A 22990-nucleotide genomic window follows, 5' to 3' on the forward strand; every position below is an offset into this window, starting at 1 on the left:
AGAACTCACACCCCCAGAAAACCCAGGATGTCCCGATCTCCCCGCTCGCGCAGCCGGCCGATGACCTCGTCCCGCGTCGAGGACTCCGGCAGCCCGATCCGCGCCCCGATGAGCTGCAGCCCCTCCAGCTCCGAGTTCACCGGCGCGGTGTACCCGATCAGGTGCAACGCCCGGCCGAGCGGCGTCAGCGCCAGGTTGGCCGCGGGCAGGAACCGCGTGAGCAACTCGCCGCCGTCGGAGACGGTGAGGAACACGTGGTCACCCTCGCCCGCCTTGAAGTCGGCCAGCACGTTGCGGATCGAGCCCATGGTCGGCTGGTTGTGCCAGCTGATCACCACGTCGCCGGAGGGCGTCGAGGCGGTCAGCTGCCCGCCCGGCGCCATCCCCAGATAGGCCGCGAACCCCGTCGGCAGCGGCGAACCCGAGCCGCGCAGGTGCTCGGCGTTGACGTCCACCCGATGCCACCAGCGCCCGTCGCGGCTGCGGAAGCTGCGCCGGGTCTCCGAGACGTCCTTGCGCGGCTGGTACGGCTCGGCCGCGGCCTCACCCGGCGGCGCCGTACCCGCGACCCTGATCCACCCGCGCTGGGTGCGCTCGAACCCGGGGCCGCCCGAATAGGCGCGCACCGAGCTCTCGCTGACGTCGTACTTGGAGGTGAGGTTGGTGACGATCGTGCTGACCGACGCCTCGCCGCCGGCCCGCTCGATCTCCCGGGCGATCATCTCCCGGATGCCCAGGTACTCGTCGCCGCCCCAGCGCGTCAGCCCGTACTTGTTCCGGTCCACGCGCAGGAAGCGTTCGTCGGCGGTGAGCTGGTTGCGGATGCCGACGAGGCTGTAGTCCTCGCCGATGCGCTCCTGGATCTCCTCCGGCGACAGCGGCCGCCCGGCGACGGCCAGGACGGCCTCGGCCTTCTCGTTGATGCTGCGCGGCCACGGCACCACGTGCCCGTCGAGCACCCGGAGCTGCGGCACGGCCAGGATCCACCGCTCGGCCACGTCCTCGCGCACGCCGAGCTGGGTGACCATGGAGACGGCCTCGCCCATCGGCCGGGGCCCGTCGGCGAACAACTGCCGGGTCTTCTCCCGCAGCTCGTCGCCGCCGCCCGCGACCAGCCAGTCGTCGGCCTGCTCGTAGCCGGTCAGCAGGGTGCGCACGAAGCGCCAGGTGGGGATGTTCAGCGTCGTGAGCTCGCCGCGGTGCCACGGCACCGCCGCCGCCAGGTCGTCCGCGGGTACGGCGGAGCCCAGCCGCCCGCGCAGCCACGTCACGTGCGCCACCAGCGGCGCCGCCTCCGGGCTGCCCAGCCAGTTCTCCACGTGGTCGCGCAGGTCGCGCTCGATCTGCCGGATGCGCTCGCGGGTCACGGAGAAGCGCTGGGCCAGTTCGTCGAGGGTGGCGCGGTGGGCGGCGTAGAGACGGTCGCGGGCGATGGCACGCTGCCGCTCGTCGAGCGCGGCGAACACCGCGTCGATCAGCTCGGGCACCGGCCGGTCGGCCCGGGGGGCCTGCTGCGGCTCGGGCACGGGCTCCATCAGCCGTTCGAAGACGCGCACGAACAACTTGAGCACGGCGTCGCGGCCCAGCGACTCCGGGGTGCGCTCGGCTTCCACGGGGTCGGAGAAACGCAGCAACGGCAGGATGTCTCCCAGGGGGAGGTGCCCCCAGAAGGCCACGGCGAGGTCGGCGAGGTTGCCCGCGACGGTCGGGGTGCCGGCCAGCAGGCAGGCACGGTCGATCGGGATCGCGTGCCACCATGCCTCGGGCAGCTGTGGCTCTTCCGCGATCGGCGCGATCTGGCTGGGGGATGTCCAGCGCAGCGGAGGCGCGAGGTCGCTCAAGCTGAGATTCATTGGGGTCCAACCGGCAAAGGGAAGTATCCGCAGTTCAGACTATGTGATCAGAGGGAGAGAAATGGGCTTCCTCTTCCCGAATGGGATATATAGAGCATGGAGCGGGCCCGGGTACAGGCCACGTAAAGCACGCTTCGCTCGCGCTGCAGCGCCCGGGCACGGGCGGCCGGGTCCTCCGGCGGGGTTTCCGGTACGACACCCTCCGTCACCCCGATGAGCGCGACACGCTCGAATTCCAGCCCCTTGAGGTGATGGAACGGCGCGACCGCCACGTTGAGCCCGCCCAGCGCCTTCTTGGCCGCCCTGACCAGCTTCATCGTCCGCGCCGCCACGGCGATCTGGCCCGCCGCGACACCCTCCTCCAGCCAGGAGCGCACCGTGGCCACCAGCCCGGCCAGCTCCGCCTCGAACGTGTCGTAGGCCAGCACCCGCGGGCGCTGCGCGTGCCCGTTCCCCCGCAGCCCGAACATCGCCGCCAGCCCCTTGACCAGCCCATCCGTGGGCCCGCCACCGCGCAGCCTGACGCCGAACGCGAGGATCTCCTCCGGCAGCCGATAGGACACGTGCAGCGCGTGCTGCACCGCCGGGATCCCCACCGAGCTCAGCGAGACCCGCGTGTCCGTCACTCTCTGATGCGGATCGCCGACGACGAACAGGTCGTCGGGCGCGTGCGGCACCGCCGCCCGCAGCAGCCGCCACTGCGCAGGAGAGACATCTTGCGCTTCGTCCACAACCATGTGACGGTACGGCTTGCGCCCGGGATCCACATCGTCGAGCAGATCTCCCGTGGCGATCGACAGCAGCCGGAGCGCCTCGTCCGTGAGCTGCGCCAGCGAGCGCGCCTTCGGCCCCACCAGAGCCGGTCGCCGCCCCTCCGCGTCGGCCACGATCCGCACCGCCAGCCGCTCGGCGTTGTCCACCTCGACCCGCTTGCGGATCATCTCGTCCTGGATCATCTGGTCCAGCCGGGCCGACAGGTCCTCGCACAGGCTCTGCGAGAACGTCACCAGCAGCACCGGCCCGCCGCCGTGCTCGGCCAGATGGGCGGCGCGATGCAGGGCCAGCAGCGTCTTGCCGGTGCCCGCGCCGCCGACCACCAGCACCGGGTGGTCGTAGCGGGCCGCCTTGGCCAGCCGGTGCTGCGGCGGATGCAGGAACGTGCACCAGTCGGGGGCCGTCAGCACCCGGTCGAGCTCGTCGGTGTCGGCCGCGAACACCGCCCGGTCCGGGCTGCGCACCAGCGCCGCGTGCAGGTCGTCCTGGTCGACGCGGCTGATGTCATCGTCCACGGCGCGGCAGCCGTCCAGCTCCCGCCACGCCTCCGACATCGAACCCCCGCGGCCCAGCACCGCCAGCGGCAGGTGCTGCGTGGGCGGCAGCAGCGGCTCCAGCGCCGCCACGTCCGCCTCGGTCGTGATCAGCCGCACCAGCGGCAACACCCGCGGATCCAGCCCGAGCGCCAGCAGGTCGCCGTCGCAGATCGGGTCGAACAACCGCGAGGCGCCCGCCGACCGCCGCAAGGCAGGCTCCACCCGCTCCAGCGCCGCCGCGTCCCACTCCTCCAGCACCCCGATCACCGGATTGACGCCATACCGGTGGCTCTGGGCGAACGACCACGCCTCCGGGTCCGGCAGCAGGGCACGCAGCCAGTACACCTCGCGCTGCCGTACCAGCACGCCACGCCGACCCTGGGCCAGCCGCAGCGTGGCCACCCTGGCGTCCCGCGCGCCCCGCACCCGCTCCGGATGCGGCGCGCCGTTCTCGGTCAGCAGGAACCGCCGCAAGGCGTTCACGGCGATCGCGCGCTCCGGCAGTGCCAGTGCGCTGAGTCCGCGCGGGAAGTCGGGGCCTATCGCGAGGCGCGGCATGGGCTCAGTCCAAGAGCGCGAGCAGGTCGCGGTCCCCGCGTTCGCGGAGCCTGGCCAGCACATCCTTCAGAGCCACCGGCCCCGTCATGCCGATCCTGGTCGCTATCACCCTCGCCGCCACCTCCAGCCCCGCGTCCGGCGCCGTGTAGCAGACCAGCCGCAGCGCCTTGGTGATCTTGTCGGCGCTCGGGGCCGCCACCGGCAGGTGCCGCGCCCGCAGCACGCCCTCGTCCGACAGCGTCAGGAACACGTGCCCGCCCTCCTTCGCCCCCACGTCCAGCAGCAACCGCGCGACGGACTCCAGCACCGGGCGGCCGTGCCAGCTCATCGTCAACTCGCCCGCCGCACTTCTGACCGTACGGCTCTCGCCCGGCGAAAGACCCAGATATGCGGCGAACCCGGTCGGCAGCAGGCACTCGCCGCCGTTCAGGTGCTCGCCTGTCACGTCCACCCGCAGATACCAGCGGCCGTCGGGCTGCCGGAAGCAGCGGCGCGTCTGGGAGACGTCCTTGAGCGGCTGGTACGACTGATGGGCCGGCTCGCCGTTCTGCTCCACCTGCTCCTGCGGGTCGAACGCGCCGAACCTGACCTGCTCCTGGGGCGCCTGCGCGGCCTCAGGGGGCGCAGGCTCGGAATGGCCGGGGGTGACCGGCTCCGAGTGGCTTGGCTCCGGTGCCTGCGTGGGCGCCTGAACGTCCGCGGCCGCCGCGCCGGACGTGCTCGCGAGCGTGGCCATCACGAACTGCCACGCCGGGACCTCCAGCGCCCTGATCTCCACCGCGTGCCACTCCGCGGCGCCCACCAGCTGCTCCCGGGCCGGTGACTCGCCGACCGTGCCGCGCAGCGCGTCCAGATGCTCCCGGTACGGCGCCGCCTCGTCGCTGGCCAGCCACCGGTCGACACGTGAACGAAAGGCGATCTCGGTGGCGTTGATCTCGGCGGGGGTCACGGCGAAGAGCTTGGCCAGCTGTTCCACGGCCGACGGCTGGTGGGTGAAGACCCGGTTCTGGGCGACGGCCCAGCTCTTGTCGTCCAGGTCGGCGAAGGCGGCCTCGATCAGCGCGGGCAGCGAGGGACCCGGCGCGACCTCGGCCTCCGGCCCAGGCCCGGCCTCGGGTTCAGCCTGGAGGCCGGCCTCGGCCTCGGCCTCGGACTCGACCTCGGCCTCGGGTCCGGCCTCCGGGCCAGGCTCGGCCTCCGGCTCGGATTCGGGTTCCGGCTCAGGGCCGGGCTCAGGCTGGGTTTCGGGCTCCGGCGCGTCGGCGGCTCCGGCCTCGTCAGCAGGCACCGCCCCCTCGGGAGACGCGGCCTCCTCGGCAGGCCCGGTCTCCTCGCCGGGGTCGGCTACCTGGTCAGCGTCGGCGACCTCGGCAGGGGCGGCGATCTGGTCAGGGCCGGCGACCTGGTCAGGGCCGGCGACCTGGGCAGAACCGGCGACCTGGGCAGGCTCGGCGTCCGCAGCCGCGTCGGCCTCCTCCTCGGCCGGAGCCTCCTGGCCGAGCTCGGCGGCCGGGGTTTCCCGCGCCGACCCGGCGCTCTCGCGCTCCTCCGCCTCGTCCGGGACCGTGGGCTCGGGCTCCTCCTGCCCGGCGACGACCGGGGCCTTCTCCGGCACCGGCTGCGGGGCCCGGGTGAGCGCGCGCTCCACCCGGCCGGACGGCGCCAGCCGTACCAGGACTGCCGAGAACAGCGTGGCGAGCACCGGACGCGCCTGGATGAACGGCTGGTCCATGAGCTCCCGGCTGGTCAGCGCCAGGAGCCCGGGCCAGGAGCCCGCGCGGTCGAGGGCGATCGCGACCTGGGGTTCGTCGGCGTCGTCCGGGTCGAGCACGTGGAGGGCGGGCAGCACGTCGCCGACGGCGGCCGCCGGCCAGTGCTCCAGCGCGATCTCCGTGAGCAGCTCGCCCAGGGACTCGGGCCCGATCGCGGCCAGGACGCGCGGCATCGGCAGGCTACGCCACCAGGCCTCGGGCAGGTCCGGCTGCCCGTGGAGAAGTGTGATCGCCGACGCGTCGCTCCACCTCAGCGGTGGTACGAGGTCGCTCAGGCAGAAATTCATCCTGTTGTGTTCACCCGTCCCTCACGACGGCGTAGGAGTACCGCCATACATTCGCAGCCCACGCAACAGACCATAGTCTGGCAAAACGCCCCTACGCATCATGGACTACGCATCAGCGCTTAACGGCAGCGAAGCGTAGACGCACGTAGTCGGCCATCCACCCGGTCTCTCTGCGCAGGGCGGGGGCGGCCAGCTCGTTGACCCGGTGCAACAGCGGGTCGACCAGGTCGAGGGGGACGCCGTCGAGCACGGAGCCGGCGAACATCCGCACCCAGTCCGCGGCTCCGCCGGGGCACTCGTCGATGGGGGTGGGGCAGTCGAAGTACTCCAGCAGGCGGACGACGAAGCCTTCCTGCTCCAGGCGGGCCGCGTACTCGGCGGGCGTGGGGAAGTACCACGGCAGGTCGGGCTCGCGCAGACCGTACTCACGCCAGGCGGTGAGCATGGCGGCGGTCAGTTCCGCGCAGTTGCCGGCGCCGCCCATCTCGGCGACGAAGCGCCCGCCGGGCAGGAGCGCCTCGCGGACGCTGGAGATCACCGCGGTGGGGTCGCGGCTCATCCAGTGGAGCGCGGCGTTGGAGAAGACGGCGTCGTACGCCTGGGCGACGGTGAAGTCGTGCCCGTCGCCGACGATGAAGTCGATGCCGGGGTATTGGGCGAGCGCCTTCTCGATCATGGCGGGGGAGCCGTCGATGCCCAGCACCGCGGCCCCCCGCAGGGCGATCTCGGCGGTCAGGACGCCGGTCCCGCAGCCCAGGTCGAGCACACGCTCGCCGGGTCGCGGGTCCAGCAGGTCGACCAGGGGCGCGCCCCTGGCGGAGACGTAGCCGAAGCTGTTGTCCAATGTGCGACTGGTCCACCGCTCCAAGCTCGGTGCGTCGTATCGCAAGACGATCAGCTCACAATCTCAGACATCGGGCCCCCGTGGCCGTGCTGTCGCTCACTGTAGATGCTGAACGTCTCTCACGACATATCCCGTCACATGGGTCTCATCCCACGTTGTGAGTCCATTCACGCTTCAGATAGGACTTTGCGGCATCTGCCTGCGGAATCGTGAGAAGCAGCGGCGGACCCGGCGCAACCGGGAGTTTGGCCGCCTGCTCGGTGTCGAGGGTGCCGCGCATCAGCATCGCCTCGCCGCGGGCCGGGCGGGCGAAGCCCTTCTGCAGCAGGTTCTGGCCCTCGTCGGAGAAGATGAACTCCTGCCAGAGCCGGGCGGCCGCCGGGTGCGGCGCCTCCTTGCTGATCGCCTGCACGTAGTAGCCGCCGAGCGCGGCGTCGCGCGGGATCGTGACCTTCCACGCCTCCGGGTTCTCGGCGGCGCGGGCGGCGTTGAGGTGATCCCAGTCCACGACGACGTTGGCCGTGGCCGGCTCGGTCAGCCTGCCGCTCTGCTTGAGCTTGGCGAACAGGTCCACGCCGCGCTCCGGCATCGGCGGCCCGGACCGCATCGAGGCGGCCATCACGCCGTTGAACGCCGAGGCCGCCTTGAGCGGGTCACCGGCCAGGGCGACGGTGTAGCCGGGGCGGGCCAGGTCGGCGAACGAGGCCGGCGCGCTCACCTTGCGGGGGTCGTAGCCGATCGACATGTACCCGCCGTAGGCCCCGTACCAGGCGCCCTTCGGGTCCTTGACGTGGTCCGGCAGATCCTGCCAGTCCTGGACCTTGTAGGGCGCGAACCCGGCCGCGCCGGCCACGGCCACGTCCAGGGTCAGGTCGAACACGTCCGGTTTCAGCTGCGCCGCCGCCTGGATCTCGCGGGCACTGCTGGCCTTGGGCTCGAGTTCGTTGACCTTGATGCCGTACTTGTCGGCGAAGGTGTCGATGATCTCGCCGTAGTTGACCCAGTCGCGGGAGAGCCCGATGACGTTGAGCGCGCCCTCCTTCTGGGCGGACTGGACGAGCCGCTCCATGTTCGTGAACCCGTCCTTCATCGAGGCGGCCTTCACGTTCACCGGCGGCAGCGGTTTCTCCTGGGTCGTCGACGCGCCGCACCCGGCGCTGACGAGAAGGGCGGTTACGGCGGCGCAGGTACGTACTGTCACACAACGAATACTTGCCGCTACATCCGCCCAGGTCGAGGAGGCGCGGCCGGGACCACCCTGGCCGCGACCAGGGAATCCTCGGGAATCTCCACAAGCGTGCCGTCCCGTTTACGAACCTTGAGCACACCGTCGTCCCACGATTCGAGAATTCCTACCGCATCGCGGAACCCGCCCGGAACCCGCCTCCGTGTGGTGATCCGTCCCCCAACATCCGCAGGTGTCACCCTGATTGTGAAGCGAGCGGCCATGAGTTTGGCACCCTCCGTTCCGGCCACCGGGCTGGCCCGGCAATACTAGGGCTAGCAAACCGCGGTCGAAGTCATGCCATGGTGCGGAGAAGAAGGAGCTCGAGGTGACCTACGTCATCGCGCAGCCTTGCGTGGACGTCCTTGACAAGGCGTGCATCGAGGAATGCCCCGTCGATTGCATCTACGAGGGCGAGCGCATGCTTTACATCCACCCCGACGAGTGCGTGGACTGCGGCGCTTGTGAGCCTGTGTGCCCCGTCGAGGCGATCTTCTATGAGGACGACCTTCCTGACCAATGGAAGGACTACTACAAGGCCAACGTCGACTTTTTCGAGGAACTGGGTTCGCCCGGGGGCGCGTCCAAGGTCGGCAAGATCGAAAGCGACCATCCTCTGATCGCGGCCCTGCCACCCCAGGCCACCGACGAGCACTAGCCGTTCCGGCGCCCCGCCGTCGTGACAGCGCCGCCGATCGTGGCGCTATCCGGTACGGCGAAGCCGCCCCCACGCCACCCGCCGCCGTGAGCGGGCCCAGGTCGTGGGGGTCGCTTCTCACGTCGGACGTGGCTGAGCGCCGCAACGGCTCACGTTGACCACCTGGGTGGGCAACGACTTCACCGGCTTCGACCGGCAAGGACGGGGTTCCCGTCGCCATGGCTCAGGTGCGCCGTGGCGGCGGGGACCCCGTCCGACGTGAGAAGCGACCCTACGATCGGCGCCCGCCCGCTGCGGCGGGTGGCGTGGGGGCGGCTTCGCCGTAAAGGAGGAGCCGGCAGGCGGCGTGAGGGCTTCGCCGTAAGGAAAGAACGAGCCCGGCGCTGCCACTAGGGTGAGGGGCGTGAACAGCCTGCCTGACTTCCCGTGGGACCGGTTGGAGCCGCACAAGGCGCGGGCCGCCGCGCACCCCGACGGGATCGTGGACCTCTCCGTGGGCACCCCGGTCGACCCGGTGCCGCGGATCGTGCAGGACGCCCTCGTCGAGGCGGCCGACAGCCCCGGTTATCCGCTCACCCATGGCACCAAGGAGCTGCGGGAGGCGGCGGCCGGGTGGCTGGCGCGCCGGCACGGGGTGAGCGTCGCGCAGAACGACGTGCTGCCGCTGATCGGGTCCAAGGAGTTCGTGGCCTGGCTGCCGACCTATCTCGGGGCGCGGCGGGTGGTCTTTCCCGAGCTGGCCTACCCGACCTACGACGTCGGCGCGCGGCTGGCCGGGGCCGAGGGCACCGCGGCCGACGGGCTGCTCGCGCTCGGGCCGGAGCCGGTCGACCTGGTCTGGGTGAACTCGCCCGGCAATCCCACGGGCCGGGTGCTGCCCGCCGAGCATCTGCGCAAGGTCGTGGCCTGGGCGCGTGAGCGTGGCGCCGTGGTCGCCTCCGACGAGTGCTATCTCGAGCTCGGCTGGGAGGAGCGGCCGATCTCCATCCTTCACCCGGACGTCTGCGACGGCTCCCACGAGGGGCTGCTGGCGGTGCACTCGCTGTCGAAGCGCTCCAATCTGGCCGGATACCGGGCCGGGTTCGTGACCGGTGATCCCGCGCTGGTCAAGCGGCTGCTGGAGGTGCGCAAGCACGCGGGCATGCTGATGCCGCGGCCGGTCCAGGCGGCGATGACCGCCGCGTTCGGCGACGACGCCCACGCCGACGAGCAGCGGAAGCGGTACGCCGCGCGGCGTGCGCTGCTGCGTCCGGCGCTGGAGAAGGCGGGCTGGCAGATCGAGCATTCGACCGCCGGGCTGTACCTGTGGGCCACGAACGGCGAGCCCGCGTGGGACCAGGTGGGACGGCTATCCGAAATAGGGATTTTGGTCGCGCCGGGGGATTTCTATGGAACCGCAGGTGAACGGCATGTTCGCATCGCGGTAACGGCCACCGACGAGCGCATCGGTGCGGCGGTGCGCCGCCTCCAGTAGGATCGCGCGTCGTACGTAGACATAAGTAGATACAGGGCGTTTGCCGAGGCAGACCGCGAGCGGAGCGAGCTGGACGATGAGCGTGACCTCCTGGGTCGTACTCGGGCTGAGCATCGCCACCGTCCTGTTGTTGCTGGGTGCCTTCGTCGCCACCATGCGGCAGGACAGGAGGGGCCGCTCGGCCACGCCTCCGTCCATCGAGTCCGTGGTGGTGCCGAGCCCCATGCCCGCTCCGGTGAGCGCGTCCGCGCAGACGGGCGCCGACTACGACGATCCGCGGGAGATCCGGGTCGGCGACCGCGTCGAGGTGCACGGCGTCCGGTCGCGGGTGCGCGGCGCCCTGCACGTCTCCCTCCAGGGCCAGCAGTGGACCGAGTTCCTGCTGGACGACGGCAGCCGGGTCGCCCGCTGGCTCACCGTGGAGGTCCGCCAGGGCCTGGTCTCCGGCGACCCGCCCCACCTGGAGGTCCTGGTCTGGACCGAGGTGCCCACGCAGGGCATGATCCCGGCCAAGAGTATGATCATCATGGAGGGTGTGGAGTTCTTCCCGGTGGATCGGGGGACCGCCGCCTTCCGCTCGGAGGGCGACACCGGCCACCCCGACCGCGGCCTGCTGGACTTCGCCGACTACCGCGCCGCCGACGGCCGCCTGCTCTCCTTCGAGCGGGTCCAGGGCGCCCCCTGGACCGCCGCCTACGCGCAGCCGCTCACCCCGGGCTCGATCGCCATCGTCAGCACCGGTCCCTAGCGCAATCCTTGCGCGATTGCCGGCAAATGCCGCGCATTGCCCGGCCTTGCGGGCAACCTCGCAGCCCGTGCCCGGAGGCGGGGGATTCAGGACAGGACGACTTCGGTGGTGGAGGACTTCCCACCGGGCTTCCAGCCGTCGCTGACCTCCTCGACCCGCCAGGACACGCCGCGGTAATCGACCCTCCGCAAGCCGTACTTCTGGGCGTGCGCGACCGACCAGGCGGCCACCAGCCAGCCCCGCTTCTCCGTGGTGACGGCCGTGCTGCCCAGCGCGCGGGCGAGCTGGCGGCGGGCCTCGTCGGTGCGGGGCCGGGCCGCGGGGCTCGGGGTGGCGGCCGGCTCCGGGTAGGTGCAGTGCAGCGCCCTCGGGACCCGTCCGGTGAAGGCGGCGGCCAGGATCTTGGCGTCGGGCTCGTGCGGGGCGTAGGCGTAGCCTCCCGCCGAGCGCTGAACCTCCTGGGCCGCCTCGGCCAGCGGGAGCTTGCGGTAGTTCTTCACCTTCACCAGCGCGGCGAAGAACTTGTTCGTCGCATACACCGGGTCCATCAGCTGTTTGGGCTTGCCCCAGCCCTGGGAGGGGCGCTGCTGGAAGACGCCGAGCGAGTCGCGGTCGCCGTGGTCGAGGTTGAACAACTTCGACTCCTGCAGCGCCGTCGCGTAGGCGATCACCACCGCCCGCTCGGGCAGCTTACGGCGGGCCGCCACGGCGGCGATGGTGGCGGAGACCTGGGCCTGCTCGACGTCGAGGTCGAGTTCGCCCTCGGGAGTGCGGACGGTGCAGCCGGCCACGACCTCGCGCAGAGGCGTCACCGTCCTGAGCAAGTTGATCAAGCCCACGGTGATGGCCACCGCCAGCACGACGACGATCGCGGCGATGGTCAGGACTCCACGGGAGTAGCGCAGGCGCACCCTGAAAAACCTACCCGGCCAGATAGGCTCCGGGGCCATGAGTCACCAGAGCATGTCCTCTCCGCTGCCTTCCGCGGTCGATGAGCTGTGGGAGCGTCGCGCGGAGCTGTCGCCGGGCGACCTCACGGCGCGCAACGTGATCGTCTCCGCCATCGACCTGCTGGACACCGGCAAGGCGAGGGTGGCCCGGGTGGAGGACGGCGAGGTTCTGGTGGACGAGCGGGCCAAACGGGCGATCCTGCTCAGCTTCAAGGTGCTCCAGATGGCCAGGTCGCAGGTCGGCGACTTCCAGCATCACGACAGGCAGCCGTTGAAGACGACGTTCGACGGGGTGCGGGTGGTGCCGGGCGCGATCGCGCGCTGGGGCGCCTACCTGGCGCCCGGCGTGGTGCTCATGCCCTCTTTCACCAACATCGGCGCCTACGTCGACGAGGGCACGATGGTGGACACGTGGGCCACGGTCGGCTCGTGCGCGCAGATCGGTAAGAACGTGCACCTGTCGGGCGGGGCCGGGATCGGCGGCGTGCTGGAGCCGCCGAACGCGGTGCCGGTGGTGGTTGAGGACGACGCGCTGATCGGCAGCCGGGCGATGATCGTCGAGGGCGCCCGGGTGGGCCGCGGGGCCGTGGTCGGCGCGGGCACGATCCTGTCGGCCTCCATCCCGGTCATCGACGTGCGGACCGGCGAGGAACTGGGCCGCGGGCGCATCCCCGACTGGTGCGTGGCCGTCGGTGGAACGCGCCAGAAGGAGTTCCCCGGCGGCACCTTCGGCTTGCCCTGCGTGCTGGTGCTGAAGAAGCTGGAGCCCGGGGAGCGGCACGACAAGGCCGCGCTCAACGACGTGCTGCGTGAGCACGGCGTCAACGCCTGAGAAGAGGGGACTCATGCTCAACCTGAGCCTGGACGCGGGCGCGCTGACCGCCGCGATCGTCGACGTGGAGTCGGTCAGCGGGCACGAGAAGGCCCTGGCCGACCTGGTCGAGCAGGCCCTGCGCGCCCTGCCGTACCTGAGCGTGGAGCGGCTGGGGGAGACGGTCGTGGCGCGCACGGCGCTCGGGCGGGCGGAGCGGGTGCTGATCGCCGGGCACCTCGACACCGTCCCGGTCGCCGGCAACCTGCCCAGCCGGGTCGAGGGCGACCGCCTCTACGGCTGCGGGACCTCCGACATGAAGGCGGGCGTGGCCGTCGCGCTGCGGCTGGCCGCCCTGCTGCCCGCGCCGAACCGCGACGTCACCTACGTCTTCTACGACTGCGAGGAGGTCGAGGCCGAGCGCAACGGGCTCAACCGGGTCGCCGCCGAGCGCCCGGACCTGCTGGCCGCCGACTTCGCCGTGCTCATGGAGCCGACCGACGGCGTCATCGAGGGCGGCTGCCAGGGCACGCTGCGGGCCGAGGTCCACGTGCCGGGCAAGCGCGCCCACAGCGCCCGGTCGTGGTTCGGGGTCAACGCCATCCACGGCATCGAGCCGGTGCTGGCCAGGCTCAACGCCTACCAGGCCAGGCTGCCGGTGGTGGACGGGCTGGAGTACCACGAAGGGCTGAACGCGGTCGCCGTGCGCGGCGGCGTGGCGGGCAACGTGATCCCGGACGCGTGCGTGGTGACGGTGAACTACCGCTTCGCCCCCGATCTCACGGTCGAGCAGGCGCAGCGGCACGTGCTGGAGGTCTTCGACGGCTTCGAGGTGAGCTTCACCGACGCCGCCCCCGGCGCCCGTCCCGGGCTGACCGATCCGGTCGCGGCGGCCTTCACGGCCGCGGTGGGCGGCGAGCCGCGGGCCAAGCTGGGCTGGACCGACGTGGCTCGCTTCTCCGCGCTGGGCATCCCCGCCGTGAACTACGGTCCCGGGGATCCGAACCTCGCCCATCAGCAAGGGGAGTACGTGTCGCTGGCCCAGATCGCCGACGGAGAGCGTGCGATGCTGGACTGGCTGGCGTAGGATCCGGGCCTAAACGTGAAAGTGGCTCTCCTCGCCGGCCATTTGGCGGGGAGAGCCACTTTCAGTCCCGAGCAGCACCCTCGCCGATTAGACGCAGGGTCCGCGAATTTCGGTTCCTCCTTCCTCAAAGATTTTTCTGATCGGTTTCACCTGGGCGCTGACCTGCGGCTTCGCCCTCTTCGTGCGGCCGTAAGCCGGGATTCGCCCGGATGCGCGGCCCGGAGGGATAGCGTGACCCGCATGAAGCAGTCACGTCCCGAGCGCCGCCAGGGTCAGGCGGTAGTACGCGGAAAGCTCGTCCCCGAATCCACCCACGACCAGCGCCTGCTCGACCGGCAGGGCAGCACCGACTGGGTGCACATGGATCCGTGGCGGGTGCTCCGCATCCAGGCCGAGTTCGTGGAGGGCTTCGGGCAGCTGGCCGAGCTGCCGCCGGCGGTCACCGTCTTCGGCTCGGCCCGCACGCCGGAGAACGCCGAGGACTACCAGCTCGGCGTGGACCTCGGCCGCGCGCTGGCCGAGGCCGGCTATGCGGTCATCACCGGCGGCGGTCCCGGCGTGATGGAGGCGGCCAACCGGGGTGCCACCGAGGTGGACGGCGCGGTCTCGGTGGGGCTGGGGATCGAGCTGCCGTTCGAGCAGAAGATGAACGACTACGTGGACCTCGGGATCGAGTTCCGCTACTTCTTCGTGCGCAAGACGATGTTCGTGAAGTACTCGTGCGGCTTCATCGCGCTGCCTGGCGGCTTCGGCACGCTGGACGAGCTGTTCGAGGCGCTGACGCTGGTCCAGACGCACAAGGTGACCTCGTTCCCGGTGGTGCTCATGGGCACGTCCTTCTGGAGCGGCATGGTCGACTGGATCAAGACCACCCTGCTGGGCACCGGCAAGATCGCCGCTCAGGACCTCGAGCTGATGCACCTGACCGACGACGTGGACGAGGCCGTCCGCATCATCGCCGACGCCGATGCCGCCCGCCGCGAGGAACTGCGCGCCGTGGCCGCCCAGCCCGCCGAGCCGCAGTAGCCGGTCAACAAGGCCGCATAAGCTGACATGTCGTGAATGTCTGCGTTTTTTGTGCTTCCAGCCAGAAAATTGACCAAAAGTACATCGACCTCGCCACCGACGTGGGCACCGAGCTGGCCGGCCGCGGGCACACGCTCGTCAGCGGCGGCGCCACCGTCTCCTGCATGGGAGCCGTCGGCGCCGCGACCCGGGCCGCCGGCGGGCGCACCGTGGGCGTCATCCCGCAGGTGCTGGTCGACATCGAAGTGGCCGACAACGACTCCGACGAGCTGATCGTCACCACCGGCATGCGCGAGCGCAAGGCCGCCATGGACGCCCGCTCGGACGCCTTCCTCGTGCTGCCCGGCGGCATCGGGACGCTGGAGGAGCTGTTCGAGATCTGGACGGCCCGCGTGCTCGGCATCCACGACCGCCCGCTCGTCATCCTGGACCCCTGGGGCCTCTACGACCCGCTCCGCCGGCTGATCGAGAACATGCACGAGGCCGGGTTCACGCGCGCCGACGTCTTCGACGCCATCGCCTGGACCACGACCGTCGACGAGGCGTTCGCCCACCTCGAGGGCAGCGCCAAGCCGGTACGGCCCAGCGTCGCCGAGCTCGAGGAGCCCTAGGCCAGGCCCCGCCGGGTGAGCGCGGGCGGGCGGCGGCCGGCCAGGGAGTCGGTCATGTCCAGCGCCTGCCGTACCTCGTCCTGATGGGCCGTGACGAAGACCTGCGCGCCGTACCAGCGGAAGACGGAGGCCACGGCCAGGGCCGCGTTGAGGCCGGACGGCAGCTCCACCACCACGGTCACCCCGGCCGAGACCAGGTGGGCGGCTTCGGCGGGGGAGCTGACCGGCGTCCAGGAGGGGTCGACTCGCGTGCCCGGCGCGAGAACTGTGGGCTGCATGTCTCGATCGTATGAGTACGATGCCAATGTGCTGGTCGTACTCGCCATCGCCGCGCTCGCCATCCTCGCCTGTGTGGTGTTGGTCTCCCTAGGCAAGGGCGGTGAGCTGACCGAGTTCCCGCCGGATGTCCCGCCGCTCGATCTGCCCGAGCCCGGGCAGTTGACGGCGGTCGACTTCATGGCGCTTCAGCTGCCGGTCAACCTGGTCGGATACCACACGCAGAGCGTCGATGAGACCCTGCGGCGGGCGGCCAGCGCCATCAGCGAGCGCGACACCAGGATCGCCGTGCTGGAGCAGCGCGTCTCCGAACTGCTGGCCGGGCGGTTGCAGGCGCGGCAGGAGGTGTACGCGGCGCCGGGGGCCGGGATCCGCACCGAGCACGAGCCGCCCGCGGTGGACCGGACGCTGACCGAGCAGGGCGAGCCCGCAGCGCCCGCGGACACGCAGCCTGCCGAGCAGGTGGAGGCGCCGCCGGTCGGGGAAGGCGCGGACCTTCAGCCTGGCGACGCCCCGCCCCAGGACGGTCTTACAGGCACTACAGCACCTGAGGACGGCACCGCGCCCCATGCCGACGCCTCCGGCCAAGCGCCCGTGGACGAGCCCTCCGACCGAACGCAGCCGCGGCCCGGGGACGTGCTGGTGCACAAGGGCGAGCCCAAGGCGGAGGACGAGCGTCCGTGACCGAGGTGATCCGCTGCTGGTGGACCGGCATGGCGGACCCGATGTACACCGCCTACCACGACGAGGAGTGGGGCCGCCCCGTCCACGGCGACGACCTCGTGTTCGAGCGGGTCTCGCTGGAGGCGTTCCAGTCGGGGCTGTCGTGGCTGACGATCCTGCGCAAGCGGGAGAACTTCCGCAACGCCTTCGACGGGTTCGTGATCGAGAAGGTGGCCGCCTACACCGAGCGGGACGTGGAGCGGCTGCTCGCCGACGCGGGCATCGTGCGCAACCGGGCCAAGGTCGAGGCGGTCATCGCCAACGCGCAGGCGGCGCTGGACCTGCCCGGCGGGCTGTCGGAGCTGGTGTGGCGCCACGCCGACCCGGACGCCCCGGTGCCGGCGTCGATGGCCGACGTCCCCGCCATCACGCCGGGCTCGAAGGCGCTGGCCAAGGAACTGAAGAAGAACGGCTTCCGCTTCGTCGGCCCGACCACCGCCTACGCGCTGATGCAGGCGATCGGGCTGGTCAACGACCACATCGCCGGCTGCGTGGTCAGGACGGGCCGCTAGGCAGCCGGCGCCAGTACTGCTTCTTGCCCTCCTCGCGCACCACCACGCCGAGCCGGGCCAGCTCGCCCCGCAGTTCGCCGGCGTCGTCCTTCTGGTCCTTCTCCAGGGCCCTGGCCCGCAGCCGCATGTAGGAGTGGGCGGCGGCGTCCAGGTCGGGATGGCCGTCGGCCCACAGCCGGAACTCGGCCGCCAGAGGGTCCCCGCTCACCCACGGGTAGCCGTGGGCCAGGAAGGCACGCTCGAGGTCGGCCGCTTCGGGCAGTTCGCCGCGCGTCCTGACCAGTTCCTCCGTCTGGTGTCCCTGGACCACGAGGTGCTTGCCGTCGAGGAAGACGGCCGCCGCTTCGGCCCGCCGTACCTCCTGGCGGTCGTCGCCGTGGGTGAACACGGCCCGGTCGTCATCGACCACGACGCCCACGTAGTCGGCGATGAACAGGAACGCCAGCACCAGCCCGGCCACGAGGCCCAGCGCGAGCGCGCCGATCGTGAGGTGCGGCTCGCTCAGCCCGGCCACGAGCTTGATCGGCTTCTCGAACGGGACCCACGGCCACGTCGCCGCCCACTCGATCGCCAGCTTCAGCAGCCAGCCGAGGACGGCGCCCACCAGCGGGGCGCCGAGCCAGATCAGGACGCGGTGCAGGACCGGCAGCGTCACGACGGTCGGGTCGGAGGAGGAAGGCATCGTGCTTTCTTTCGTGCGAGAAGAATTCGGGCGAGGACCATCAGGATGACCAGCCCGAGGGCGAAGGCGATATTGTGCCCCAGCTTGGCCGCGGTGGAGACGTCACCCAGCGGCTCGGTGACGAACGCGCCCACGGCCGAGATCGGCAGCGCCGCGCCCGCGGTGGCCAGCCGATGGACCGGGGACCAGTCTGCCCAGCACCACCGCGCCCGCGCCGGCCAGCTGACCGGTGGACGGGACGAAGTCCTCGGTCTCCAGATGCCGCTGGACCACGAACGGGGCGGCCCCGATGAAGGCCACCGCCGTGACGAGCGTGCCGAACCAGCCGAGCCACGGCGTGGTCCTGCGCTCCGGCCGCACGAACGACTCCACGATCGGGATCGGCGCGCAGATGCTGAAGATCACGTGCCCGGCGATCCAGTGCAGCGACAGGTAGGCGCTCAGGCCGCCAGCCCCGGCCCGCCCGGCGAGCCGCCTCGCGGATCGGCAGGGCGGCCGCGTCGTAGCCGCTGAGGTACTCGGCACAGAGCGGAGCCAGGACCAGCAGTCCCAGCGCCGGTGGCAGGCCCTTGAGTGACATGCCTCCGACCCTAGGCAGTACGGCGGGCGGTCCGGATCGGCCGTCGGGCTAGCGGGGACCGACCAAAGTCGGTGTCTAGCGTCCCTCGAAGGCGGGTTTCTGCTTGTTGAGGAAGGCGCGGGTGGCGTTGAGGTGGTCTTCCGTGGCCGCGCACTCGTCCTGGAGCACCGCCTCCAGCTCCAGCGCCTCGGGCAGCGTGTGGGTGGCGGCGTAGGCGAGCGAACGCTTGGTGGCCGCATACGCCTTGGTGGGGCCCTGCGCCAGCCGTACGGCGAGCTCGTGGGCGGTCTTCAGCACGTCTTCCGCGGGCACCACGCGCGTCACCACACCCAGCTCCAGCGCCCGCCCGGCCTCCAGCGGCTCGCCCAGCAGCAGGAGCTCGGCCGCGCGGCCCGGGCCGACCAGGCGCTGCAGCGTCCAGGAGGCGCCCGAGTCCGGGACCAGGCCGATCCCGGAGAACGCCATCGCGAACTTCGCCTTCTCCGCGGCCACCCGCAGGTCGCAGGCGAAGGCCAGCGAGGCGCCCGCCCCGGCGGCCACGCCGTTCACCGCCGCCACGACCGGCTTCGGCATCGTGGTGATCAGCTCCACGATCGGGTTGTAGTGCTCGCGCACGGTCCCGGCCAGGCCGCGGCCCGCCTCCAGGTTGCCGGCGTGCTCACGCAGATCCTGGCCCGCGCAGAAGGCCCGGCCGGAGCCGGTCAGCAGCACCGCCCGCACCGCCGGATCCTCCGCCGCCCGGCGCAGCGCGTCGAGCAGTGCCGTCTTCAGCTCGGCCGTCAGCGAGTTCATCGCGTCGGGGCGGTCGAGCGTGACGGTGGCCACCCCGTCGGTGAGGTCGTATCGGATCACAGCATCTCCAGGTTGTGGTCGACGAATGCGGCGGCTCTGGGCAGCAGGCGAGCGGCCTCCTGCTCGAAATATGCCCGCGCCTTCTCGCCCGGCCACCCCGACGGCAGCAGCTCGGCGGGCAGGCCCGGGTCGCGGAACAGGAAGTTGCGCCAGCCGTGCACCAGAAGGCTTCTCGTGGCGAAGACGCGATCGTCCGGCGCGTCGTCCGGCAGCGCGCCCACCAGGGTCTCCGCCTCGGCCAGCCAGCGCTCGTAGGCGGCGGCGATCGCGTCCAGATCCCAGGCGCGGGCCACGAGTTCGCGCGGGTCGCCCTCCAGCGCGGCGTCGAAGCGGTCGGCCACCACTCCCTCGCCCTCGAGCAGGATGTCCAGCTCGACCGAGGAGCGTGGACCGATCCACGTGGTCTCCGACAACGCCGCGTACCCGAGGAAGGTCAAGTCCGCGCGCAGCCGCTCCCGCCGCGGACGGTCCCTGACCGGCCCGAAGACGATCACGTGCCAGCGGCCCCGCCACCCGAGCGTCCCAGCTCGGTAAATTCTCAGTGCTGCCTCATCAAGACGCCTGACGCACTTCGGAGTGAGTCCGTAGCCGGGTCCGTTCGGCAGCCTGAGCGGCGTCAGCCAGCCCTGCCTGACCATGCGCGAAACGGCCGTGCGCACGGCCGGAGCGGCGATTTCCAGGGGCTTCATGAGCCGTACGAGGGCGGCGACGGACACCTGTCCACCGCGTGATCGCAGGTGGTCTCCGTACAGGTCGAACAGAGCGGCGCGAGCGTGCACGAAGTCCAGTTTGGCCGTCTTCGCACCCCTGGACAACGCATTCTGGGAGGAGATCGTTACCCATGAGGGCTCTCGATGCGGGAGAATAGGACATCACAGAAGACGTGAATGCGCCGACCGCCCTCCTGGGGGGCCGGCGGTCGCGGGCCGCGGGAGCCCAAGGCAGGAAGGGATACACGCATGGCGGCGATGAAGCCGCGGACCGGCGATGGTCCGCTCGAGGTCACCAAGGAAGGACGCGGCATTGTCATGCGGGTCCCCTTGGAGGGTGGCGGCCGGCTCGTCGTGGAGATTTCCGCCGACGAGGCACAGGCGCTCGGCGAGGCGTTGAAGAACGTCGTCGGCTGAGACTGCCCGAGAAAGCTTCGATCGAGGGCCCTGGCGTGCCTCCGCGCCAGGGCCATTGATGTGTTTGGAGAGATGAACCCGTGCCCATCGAGACCACCGCGTCCGTGGTCGCAGCCGCCCCCGCCGAGGCCGAACTGCTGGCCGTGCCGTACACCTCCGACCTGAGCCCGGCGGCGGCCCCCGACCTTCCCCTGCCGGCGGCGGCGCTGCTGGCGCACTACGAGGCCAAGGGCGAGGCGGGCGAGATCGTCGACGTGCCCGTGGCGCGCGGCACGGGCGTCGGGCGGGTGCTGCTCTACGGCGTCGGCGACGGCTCGCCGAAGGCTCTGCGCAAGGCCGCCGCGGCCCTGACGCGCCGGGCCAAGGGCCGCGCCGAGCTCACCGTCGTGGTTCCCGACGGCGACGCCGCCGCGTTCGCCGAGGCCGCGCTGCTCGCCGCCTACACCTTCAAGGTCACCTCGGCGCCCGGCAAGAAGCCGGTCGGCGCGCTGGTGTTCGCCGGCGCCGCGGAGGAGCCGGTACGGCGGGGCGAGATCGTCGCCCAGGCCGTCGCGCTCGCCCGCGACCTGGCCAACACGCCCGCGTCGGTCAAGAACCCGGCCTGGATGGCCGAGCGCGCCGCCGAGCAGGGCCTGCCGGTGCGGGTGTGGGACGAGGCCGACCTGCGCGCCGGCGGCTTCGGCGGCATCCTCGGCGTGGGCGGGGGCTCGGCGCACCCGCCGCGGCTCATCCAGCTCTCCTACGACCCGCCGGGCGCCACCAGGCACGTGGTGCTCGTGGGCAAGGGCATCACGTTCGACTCGGGCGGGCTCTCGCTCAAGCCGTCGGACAACATGAAGGTGCAGAAGACCGACATGGCCGGCGGCGCGGTCGTCATCGCCGTCGTCTCCGCCCTGGCCAAGCTGGGGGCCGGCGTCCGGGTCACCGGGCTGGTCGCCGCCGCCGAGAACATGCCCTCCGGCAGCGCGCAGCGGCCCAGCGACGTGATCACCCATTACGGCGGGCGGACGGTCGAGGTGCTCAACACCGACGCCGAAGGCCGCCTGGTCCTGGCCGACGCCCTCGCCTACGCCGACGACCGGCTCGCTCCCGACGCCATCGTGGACATCGCCACGCTCACCGGCGCGATCAGCGTGGCCCTGGGCCGCAACGTGGGCGCCGTCTACGCCTCCACGGACGACCTGGCCCGCGAGCTGCTCGCCGCCGGTCAGGCCAGCGACGACCGGCTGTGGCGCATGCCGCTGATCGAGGACTACCGGCCGGCGCTGGAGTCGTCCGTGGCCGACCTGGCCAACATCGAGAGCGGCAACCGCTTCGGCGCCGGGTCGATCACGGCCGCGCTGTTCCTGCGGGAGTTCGCCGGCAAGCGGCCGTGGGCGCATCTGGACATCGCCGGGGTCGGGCGCAGCACGGTGGACGAGGGCGTGCTGACCAAGGGCGCCACCGGCTTCGGTGTCCGCCTCCTCGTGGAGTGGCTCAGTCGCTGAGCTTCGGCGGGTGAGCTCCACCCGCCGGCGTTTCAGTCGCCGAGCTTCACCCGCTGGTGTTTCAGTCGGCGAGCTTCACCCGCTGGTGTTTCAGTCGGCGAGCTTCACCCGCTGGTGTTTCAGTCGGCGAGCTTCACCGCGGCCAGCAGGCCGTCGCCCAGCGGCATCATCACCGGCCGGAGCCGGTCGTCTCCCTGCACGAGCTTGCCCAGCTCGCGCAGGGCGACCGTGTCCGGGTCGCGCTGTGTGGGATCGGCCACACGGTTGTGCCACAGGGCGTTGTCGAAGGCCACGATGCCGCCCACTCGCAACAACCGCACCGCTTCGGCCAGGTAGTCGGAGTACTCCTGCTTCTTCCCGTCGGCGAAGACCATGTCGTACCCGCCGTCCGACAGCCGGGGCAGCACGTCGAGGGCGCGTCCGGTGATCAGCCGCACGCGCCCGCCGGAGAACCCGGCGTCGGCGAACGCCTGGCGGGCCAGCCGCTGATGCTCGGGTTCGACGTCCACACTGGTCAACGTGCCGTCGGAACGCATGCCACGGAGCAGCCACAACCCCGACACGCCGCATCCGGTGCCGATCTCGACGACGGACTTGGCGTTGAGCGCCGTGGCGAGAAAGCAGAGCGCCGCACCGCCTCCGGGAAGGATGGGCACCGCACCCATCTCCTGGCCGCGCTGCCGCGCCGCGTGAAGCACCTCATCTTCCTGATGGAACTGCTCCGCATAGGCCAGAGTGGCCTCTACCGGGCTGGTCATCGGCCCCCTCCCCCCACTTTCATGCGATTGGTCACCGATCGCAGCCTAGGGGAGACACGCCCGGACGGGAACTCAAGTCGCTCCTAAGGCGTTGCAGGTTTAAACGGGCTTTGCCGGTCCGGAAGGCAGGCAGTGCGCACGAAGGGACGAAACCAGGCACTATGGCGGTAGCGGTGGTCCCAAAGAGAGGAGCCTTGGTGGACGGAAGCGACCACCAGGTGTCTGAGTGGACTCCTCCCACCTGGGAGGAGGTCGTGCGGACACATTCCGCGCGCGTTTATCGGCTGGCGTACCGGCTGACCGGCAATGTCCACGACGCCGAAGACCTCACACAGGAGGTCTTCGTCCGGGTATTCAGGTCATTGTCCAGCTACACCCCCGGAACGTTCGAGGGATGGCTGCACCGGATCACGACGAACCTGTTCCTCGACATGGCGCGGCGCAAGCAGCGCATCCGGTTCGAGGGACTCGCGGACGACGCGGCCGAACGGCTACGAGGTCGCGAACCGTCACCGGCGCAGGCATGGGACGACGCGCACTTCGAGGCCGACGTCCAGGCGGCGCTCGACGCGCTCGCGCCCGAGTTCCGGGCCGCCGTGGTGCTCTGTGACATCGAAGGCCTGTCGTACGAGGAGATCGCGGCCACGCTCGGCGTCAAGCTGGGTACGGTCCGAAGCCGTATTCATCGTGGCCGGGCTCAGCTGCGGGAGGCGCTCGAACATCGGGCTCCCCGCGGCGCTGAACTCCCCCCGACCGTGATCCGTGGGGAGGAAGGCTAG

Annotated in this window: 25 protein-coding genes; 12 read left to right on the forward strand and 13 right to left on the reverse strand. The window is 71.2% G+C overall.

The window, feature by feature from the left end; genetic code table 11:
* Positions 1-5: 5 nt before the first annotated feature.
* The 6 genes from FVE25_RS25260 to FVE25_RS57060 all read right to left on the reverse strand — a co-directional run bounded on the left by FVE25_RS25260 (position 6) and on the right by FVE25_RS57060 (position 8073).
* Positions 6-1841 carry a sigma factor-like helix-turn-helix DNA-binding protein gene (locus FVE25_RS25260; RefSeq protein ID WP_246267402.1) on the reverse strand — a complete coding sequence of 612 codons (1836 nt, stop codon included), beginning with the start codon at positions 1839-1841 and terminating at the stop codon, positions 6-8.
* A 59-nt stretch (positions 1842-1900) separates the two neighbouring features.
* Positions 1901-3721: a UvrD-helicase domain-containing protein gene (locus tag FVE25_RS25265; RefSeq protein ID WP_157249511.1), complete on the reverse strand. Its 1821-nt coding sequence runs from the start codon at positions 3719-3721 to the stop codon at positions 1901-1903.
* Between the two features lie 4 nt (positions 3722-3725).
* The gene (locus FVE25_RS25270; RefSeq protein WP_157249512.1) at positions 3726-5666 is read right to left on the reverse strand and encodes a hypothetical protein; all 1941 of its coding nucleotides are present in this window, start codon (positions 5664-5666) and stop codon (positions 3726-3728) included.
* Between the two features lie 226 nt (positions 5667-5892).
* Entirely contained in the window at positions 5893-6624 is a 732-nt protein-coding gene (locus FVE25_RS25275; RefSeq protein WP_246267404.1) for a class I SAM-dependent methyltransferase, read from the reverse strand.
* Between the two features lie 145 nt (positions 6625-6769).
* Entirely contained in the window at positions 6770-7825 is a 1056-nt protein-coding gene (locus FVE25_RS25280) for an ABC transporter substrate-binding protein (RefSeq protein WP_246267406.1), read from the reverse strand.
* Positions 7826-7842: 17 nt separating this feature from the next.
* A complete protein-coding gene (locus FVE25_RS57060; protein WP_246267407.1) occupies positions 7843-8073 on the reverse strand; it encodes a putative acetyltransferase in 231 nt (76 codons plus the stop codon).
* A gap of 104 nt (positions 8074-8177) precedes the next feature.
* Here FVE25_RS57060 and fdxA point away from each other — a divergent pair, with 104 nt between their 5' ends.
* The 3 genes from fdxA to FVE25_RS25295 all read left to right on the forward strand — a co-directional run bounded on the left by fdxA (position 8178) and on the right by FVE25_RS25295 (position 10729).
* The gene (fdxA, locus tag FVE25_RS25285) at positions 8178-8507 is read left to right on the forward strand and encodes a ferredoxin (RefSeq protein ID WP_157249514.1); all 330 of its coding nucleotides are present in this window, start codon (positions 8178-8180) and stop codon (positions 8505-8507) included.
* Between the two features lie 403 nt (positions 8508-8910).
* A complete protein-coding gene (dapC, locus tag FVE25_RS25290) occupies positions 8911-9981 on the forward strand; it encodes a succinyldiaminopimelate transaminase (protein ID WP_157249515.1) in 1071 nt (356 codons plus the stop codon).
* A 76-nt stretch (positions 9982-10057) separates the two neighbouring features.
* On the forward strand, positions 10058-10729 hold the full coding sequence (locus FVE25_RS25295) for a DUF4178 domain-containing protein (RefSeq protein WP_181019705.1): 672 nt from the start codon (positions 10058-10060) through the stop codon (positions 10727-10729).
* Between the two features lie 86 nt (positions 10730-10815).
* On the opposite strand, the gene FVE25_RS25300 is transcribed toward FVE25_RS25295, so the two are convergent.
* Positions 10816-11640, reverse strand: coding sequence for a hypothetical protein (locus FVE25_RS25300; RefSeq protein WP_246267409.1), 825 nt, complete (start codon positions 11638-11640; stop codon positions 10816-10818).
* Positions 11641-11677: 37 nt separating this feature from the next.
* Here FVE25_RS25300 and FVE25_RS25305 point away from each other — a divergent pair, with 37 nt between their 5' ends.
* The 4 genes from FVE25_RS25305 to FVE25_RS25320 all read left to right on the forward strand — a co-directional run bounded on the left by FVE25_RS25305 (position 11678) and on the right by FVE25_RS25320 (position 15214).
* Positions 11678-12511 carry a 2,3,4,5-tetrahydropyridine-2,6-dicarboxylate N-succinyltransferase gene (locus tag FVE25_RS25305; protein WP_157249516.1) on the forward strand — a complete coding sequence of 278 codons (834 nt, stop codon included), beginning with the start codon at positions 11678-11680 and terminating at the stop codon, positions 12509-12511.
* Positions 12512-12524: 13 nt separating this feature from the next.
* A complete protein-coding gene (gene dapE, locus FVE25_RS25310; RefSeq protein WP_157249517.1) occupies positions 12525-13577 on the forward strand; it encodes a succinyl-diaminopimelate desuccinylase in 1053 nt (350 codons plus the stop codon).
* 240 nt (positions 13578-13817) lie between these two features.
* Positions 13818-14603 (forward strand): LOG family protein, encoded by a 786-nt coding sequence (locus FVE25_RS25315; protein WP_157249518.1) that lies wholly within the window; start codon positions 13818-13820, stop codon positions 14601-14603.
* 32 nt (positions 14604-14635) lie between these two features.
* Positions 14636-15214 (forward strand): LOG family protein, encoded by a 579-nt coding sequence (locus FVE25_RS25320; RefSeq protein ID WP_157249519.1) that lies wholly within the window; start codon positions 14636-14638, stop codon positions 15212-15214.
* Here FVE25_RS25320 and FVE25_RS25325 read toward each other — a convergent pair.
* On the reverse strand, positions 15211-15492 hold the full coding sequence (locus FVE25_RS25325) for a hypothetical protein (protein ID WP_157249520.1): 282 nt from the start codon (positions 15490-15492) through the stop codon (positions 15211-15213). The genes FVE25_RS25320 and FVE25_RS25325 overlap by 4 nt on opposite strands.
* Before the next feature lie 28 nt (positions 15493-15520).
* On the opposite strand from FVE25_RS25325, the gene FVE25_RS25330 reads away from it, so the two are divergent.
* Positions 15521-16174: a hypothetical protein gene (locus FVE25_RS25330; protein WP_157249521.1), complete on the forward strand. Its 654-nt coding sequence runs from the start codon at positions 15521-15523 to the stop codon at positions 16172-16174.
* Positions 16171-16725: a DNA-3-methyladenine glycosylase I gene (locus FVE25_RS25335; RefSeq protein ID WP_157249522.1), complete on the forward strand. Its 555-nt coding sequence runs from the start codon at positions 16171-16173 to the stop codon at positions 16723-16725. Before FVE25_RS25330 ends, FVE25_RS25335 begins: the two co-directional genes overlap by 4 nt.
* Here the strand turns inward: FVE25_RS25335 and FVE25_RS25340 are convergent.
* The 4 genes from FVE25_RS25340 to FVE25_RS25355 form a co-directional block, all read right to left on the reverse strand.
* The gene (locus FVE25_RS25340) at positions 16709-17407 is read right to left on the reverse strand and encodes a YqeB family protein (protein ID WP_157249523.1); all 699 of its coding nucleotides are present in this window, start codon (positions 17405-17407) and stop codon (positions 16709-16711) included. The genes FVE25_RS25335 and FVE25_RS25340 overlap by 17 nt on opposite strands.
* A gap of 102 nt (positions 17408-17509) precedes the next feature.
* Positions 17510-17932, reverse strand: a complete 423-nt coding sequence (locus tag FVE25_RS25345; protein ID WP_219825626.1) for a hypothetical protein — start codon at positions 17930-17932, stop codon at positions 17510-17512.
* 130 nt (positions 17933-18062) lie between these two features.
* The gene (locus FVE25_RS25350) at positions 18063-18839 is read right to left on the reverse strand and encodes an enoyl-CoA hydratase-related protein (protein ID WP_157249524.1); all 777 of its coding nucleotides are present in this window, start codon (positions 18837-18839) and stop codon (positions 18063-18065) included.
* The gene (locus FVE25_RS25355) at positions 18836-19618 is read right to left on the reverse strand and encodes a PaaX family transcriptional regulator (RefSeq protein ID WP_157249525.1); all 783 of its coding nucleotides are present in this window, start codon (positions 19616-19618) and stop codon (positions 18836-18838) included. Before FVE25_RS25355 ends, FVE25_RS25350 begins: the two co-directional genes overlap by 4 nt.
* Positions 19619-19798: 180 nt before the next feature.
* On the opposite strand from FVE25_RS25355, the gene FVE25_RS25360 reads away from it, so the two are divergent.
* Positions 19799-19966, forward strand: coding sequence for a DUF3117 domain-containing protein (locus tag FVE25_RS25360; protein ID WP_181019706.1), 168 nt, complete (start codon positions 19799-19801; stop codon positions 19964-19966).
* Between the two features lie 80 nt (positions 19967-20046).
* Complete coding sequence (locus tag FVE25_RS25365) at positions 20047-21453, forward strand: leucyl aminopeptidase (RefSeq protein ID WP_157249527.1); 1407 nt, start codon at positions 20047-20049, stop codon at positions 21451-21453.
* A 119-nt stretch (positions 21454-21572) separates the two neighbouring features.
* On the opposite strand, the gene FVE25_RS25370 is transcribed toward FVE25_RS25365, so the two are convergent.
* Positions 21573-22211, reverse strand: a complete 639-nt coding sequence (locus tag FVE25_RS25370; protein WP_157249528.1) for an O-methyltransferase — start codon at positions 22209-22211, stop codon at positions 21573-21575.
* A 161-nt stretch (positions 22212-22372) separates the two neighbouring features.
* Between FVE25_RS25370 and sigE the strand changes: the two genes are divergently transcribed.
* Positions 22373-22990 (forward strand): RNA polymerase sigma factor SigE, encoded by a 618-nt coding sequence (sigE, locus tag FVE25_RS25375; RefSeq protein WP_181019707.1) that lies wholly within the window; start codon positions 22373-22375, stop codon positions 22988-22990.

Origin of the sequence: Nonomuraea typhae, from assembly GCF_009760925.1 — a bacterium.
In the GTDB taxonomy this organism is placed as follows: Bacteria; Actinomycetota; Actinomycetes; order Streptosporangiales; family Streptosporangiaceae; genus Nonomuraea; species Nonomuraea typhae.

Excerpts from the sequence above, each read along its gene's own strand:
- dapE (WP_157249517.1), top strand. The coding sequence starts at position 12,525 with ATGCTCAACCTGAGCCTGGACGCGGGCGCGCTGACCGCCGCGATCGTC.
- FVE25_RS25340 (WP_157249523.1), bottom strand. The coding sequence starts at position 17,407 with ATGCCTTCCTCCTCCGACCCGACCGTCGTGACGCTGCCGGTCCTGCAC.
- FVE25_RS25305 (WP_157249516.1), top strand. The coding sequence starts at position 11,678 with ATGAGTCACCAGAGCATGTCCTCTCCGCTGCCTTCCGCGGTCGATGAG.
- FVE25_RS25360 (WP_181019706.1), top strand. The coding sequence starts at position 19,799 with ATGGCGGCGATGAAGCCGCGGACCGGCGATGGTCCGCTCGAGGTCACC.
- FVE25_RS25325 (WP_157249520.1), bottom strand. The coding sequence starts at position 15,492 with ATGCAGCCCACAGTTCTCGCGCCGGGCACGCGAGTCGACCCCTCCTGG.
- FVE25_RS25265 (WP_157249511.1), bottom strand. The coding sequence starts at position 3,721 with ATGCCGCGCCTCGCGATAGGCCCCGACTTCCCGCGCGGACTCAGCGCA.
- FVE25_RS25315 (WP_157249518.1), top strand. The coding sequence starts at position 13,818 with ATGAAGCAGTCACGTCCCGAGCGCCGCCAGGGTCAGGCGGTAGTACGC.
- FVE25_RS57060 (WP_246267407.1), bottom strand. The coding sequence starts at position 8,073 with ATGGCCGCTCGCTTCACAATCAGGGTGACACCTGCGGATGTTGGGGGA.
- FVE25_RS25370 (WP_157249528.1), bottom strand. The coding sequence starts at position 22,211 with ATGACCAGCCCGGTAGAGGCCACTCTGGCCTATGCGGAGCAGTTCCAT.
- sigE (WP_181019707.1), top strand. The coding sequence starts at position 22,373 with ATGGCGGTAGCGGTGGTCCCAAAGAGAGGAGCCTTGGTGGACGGAAGC.
- FVE25_RS25295 (WP_181019705.1), top strand. The coding sequence starts at position 10,058 with ATGAGCGTGACCTCCTGGGTCGTACTCGGGCTGAGCATCGCCACCGTC.
- FVE25_RS25270 (WP_157249512.1), bottom strand. The coding sequence starts at position 5,666 with ATGCCGCGCGTCCTGGCCGCGATCGGGCCCGAGTCCCTGGGCGAGCTG.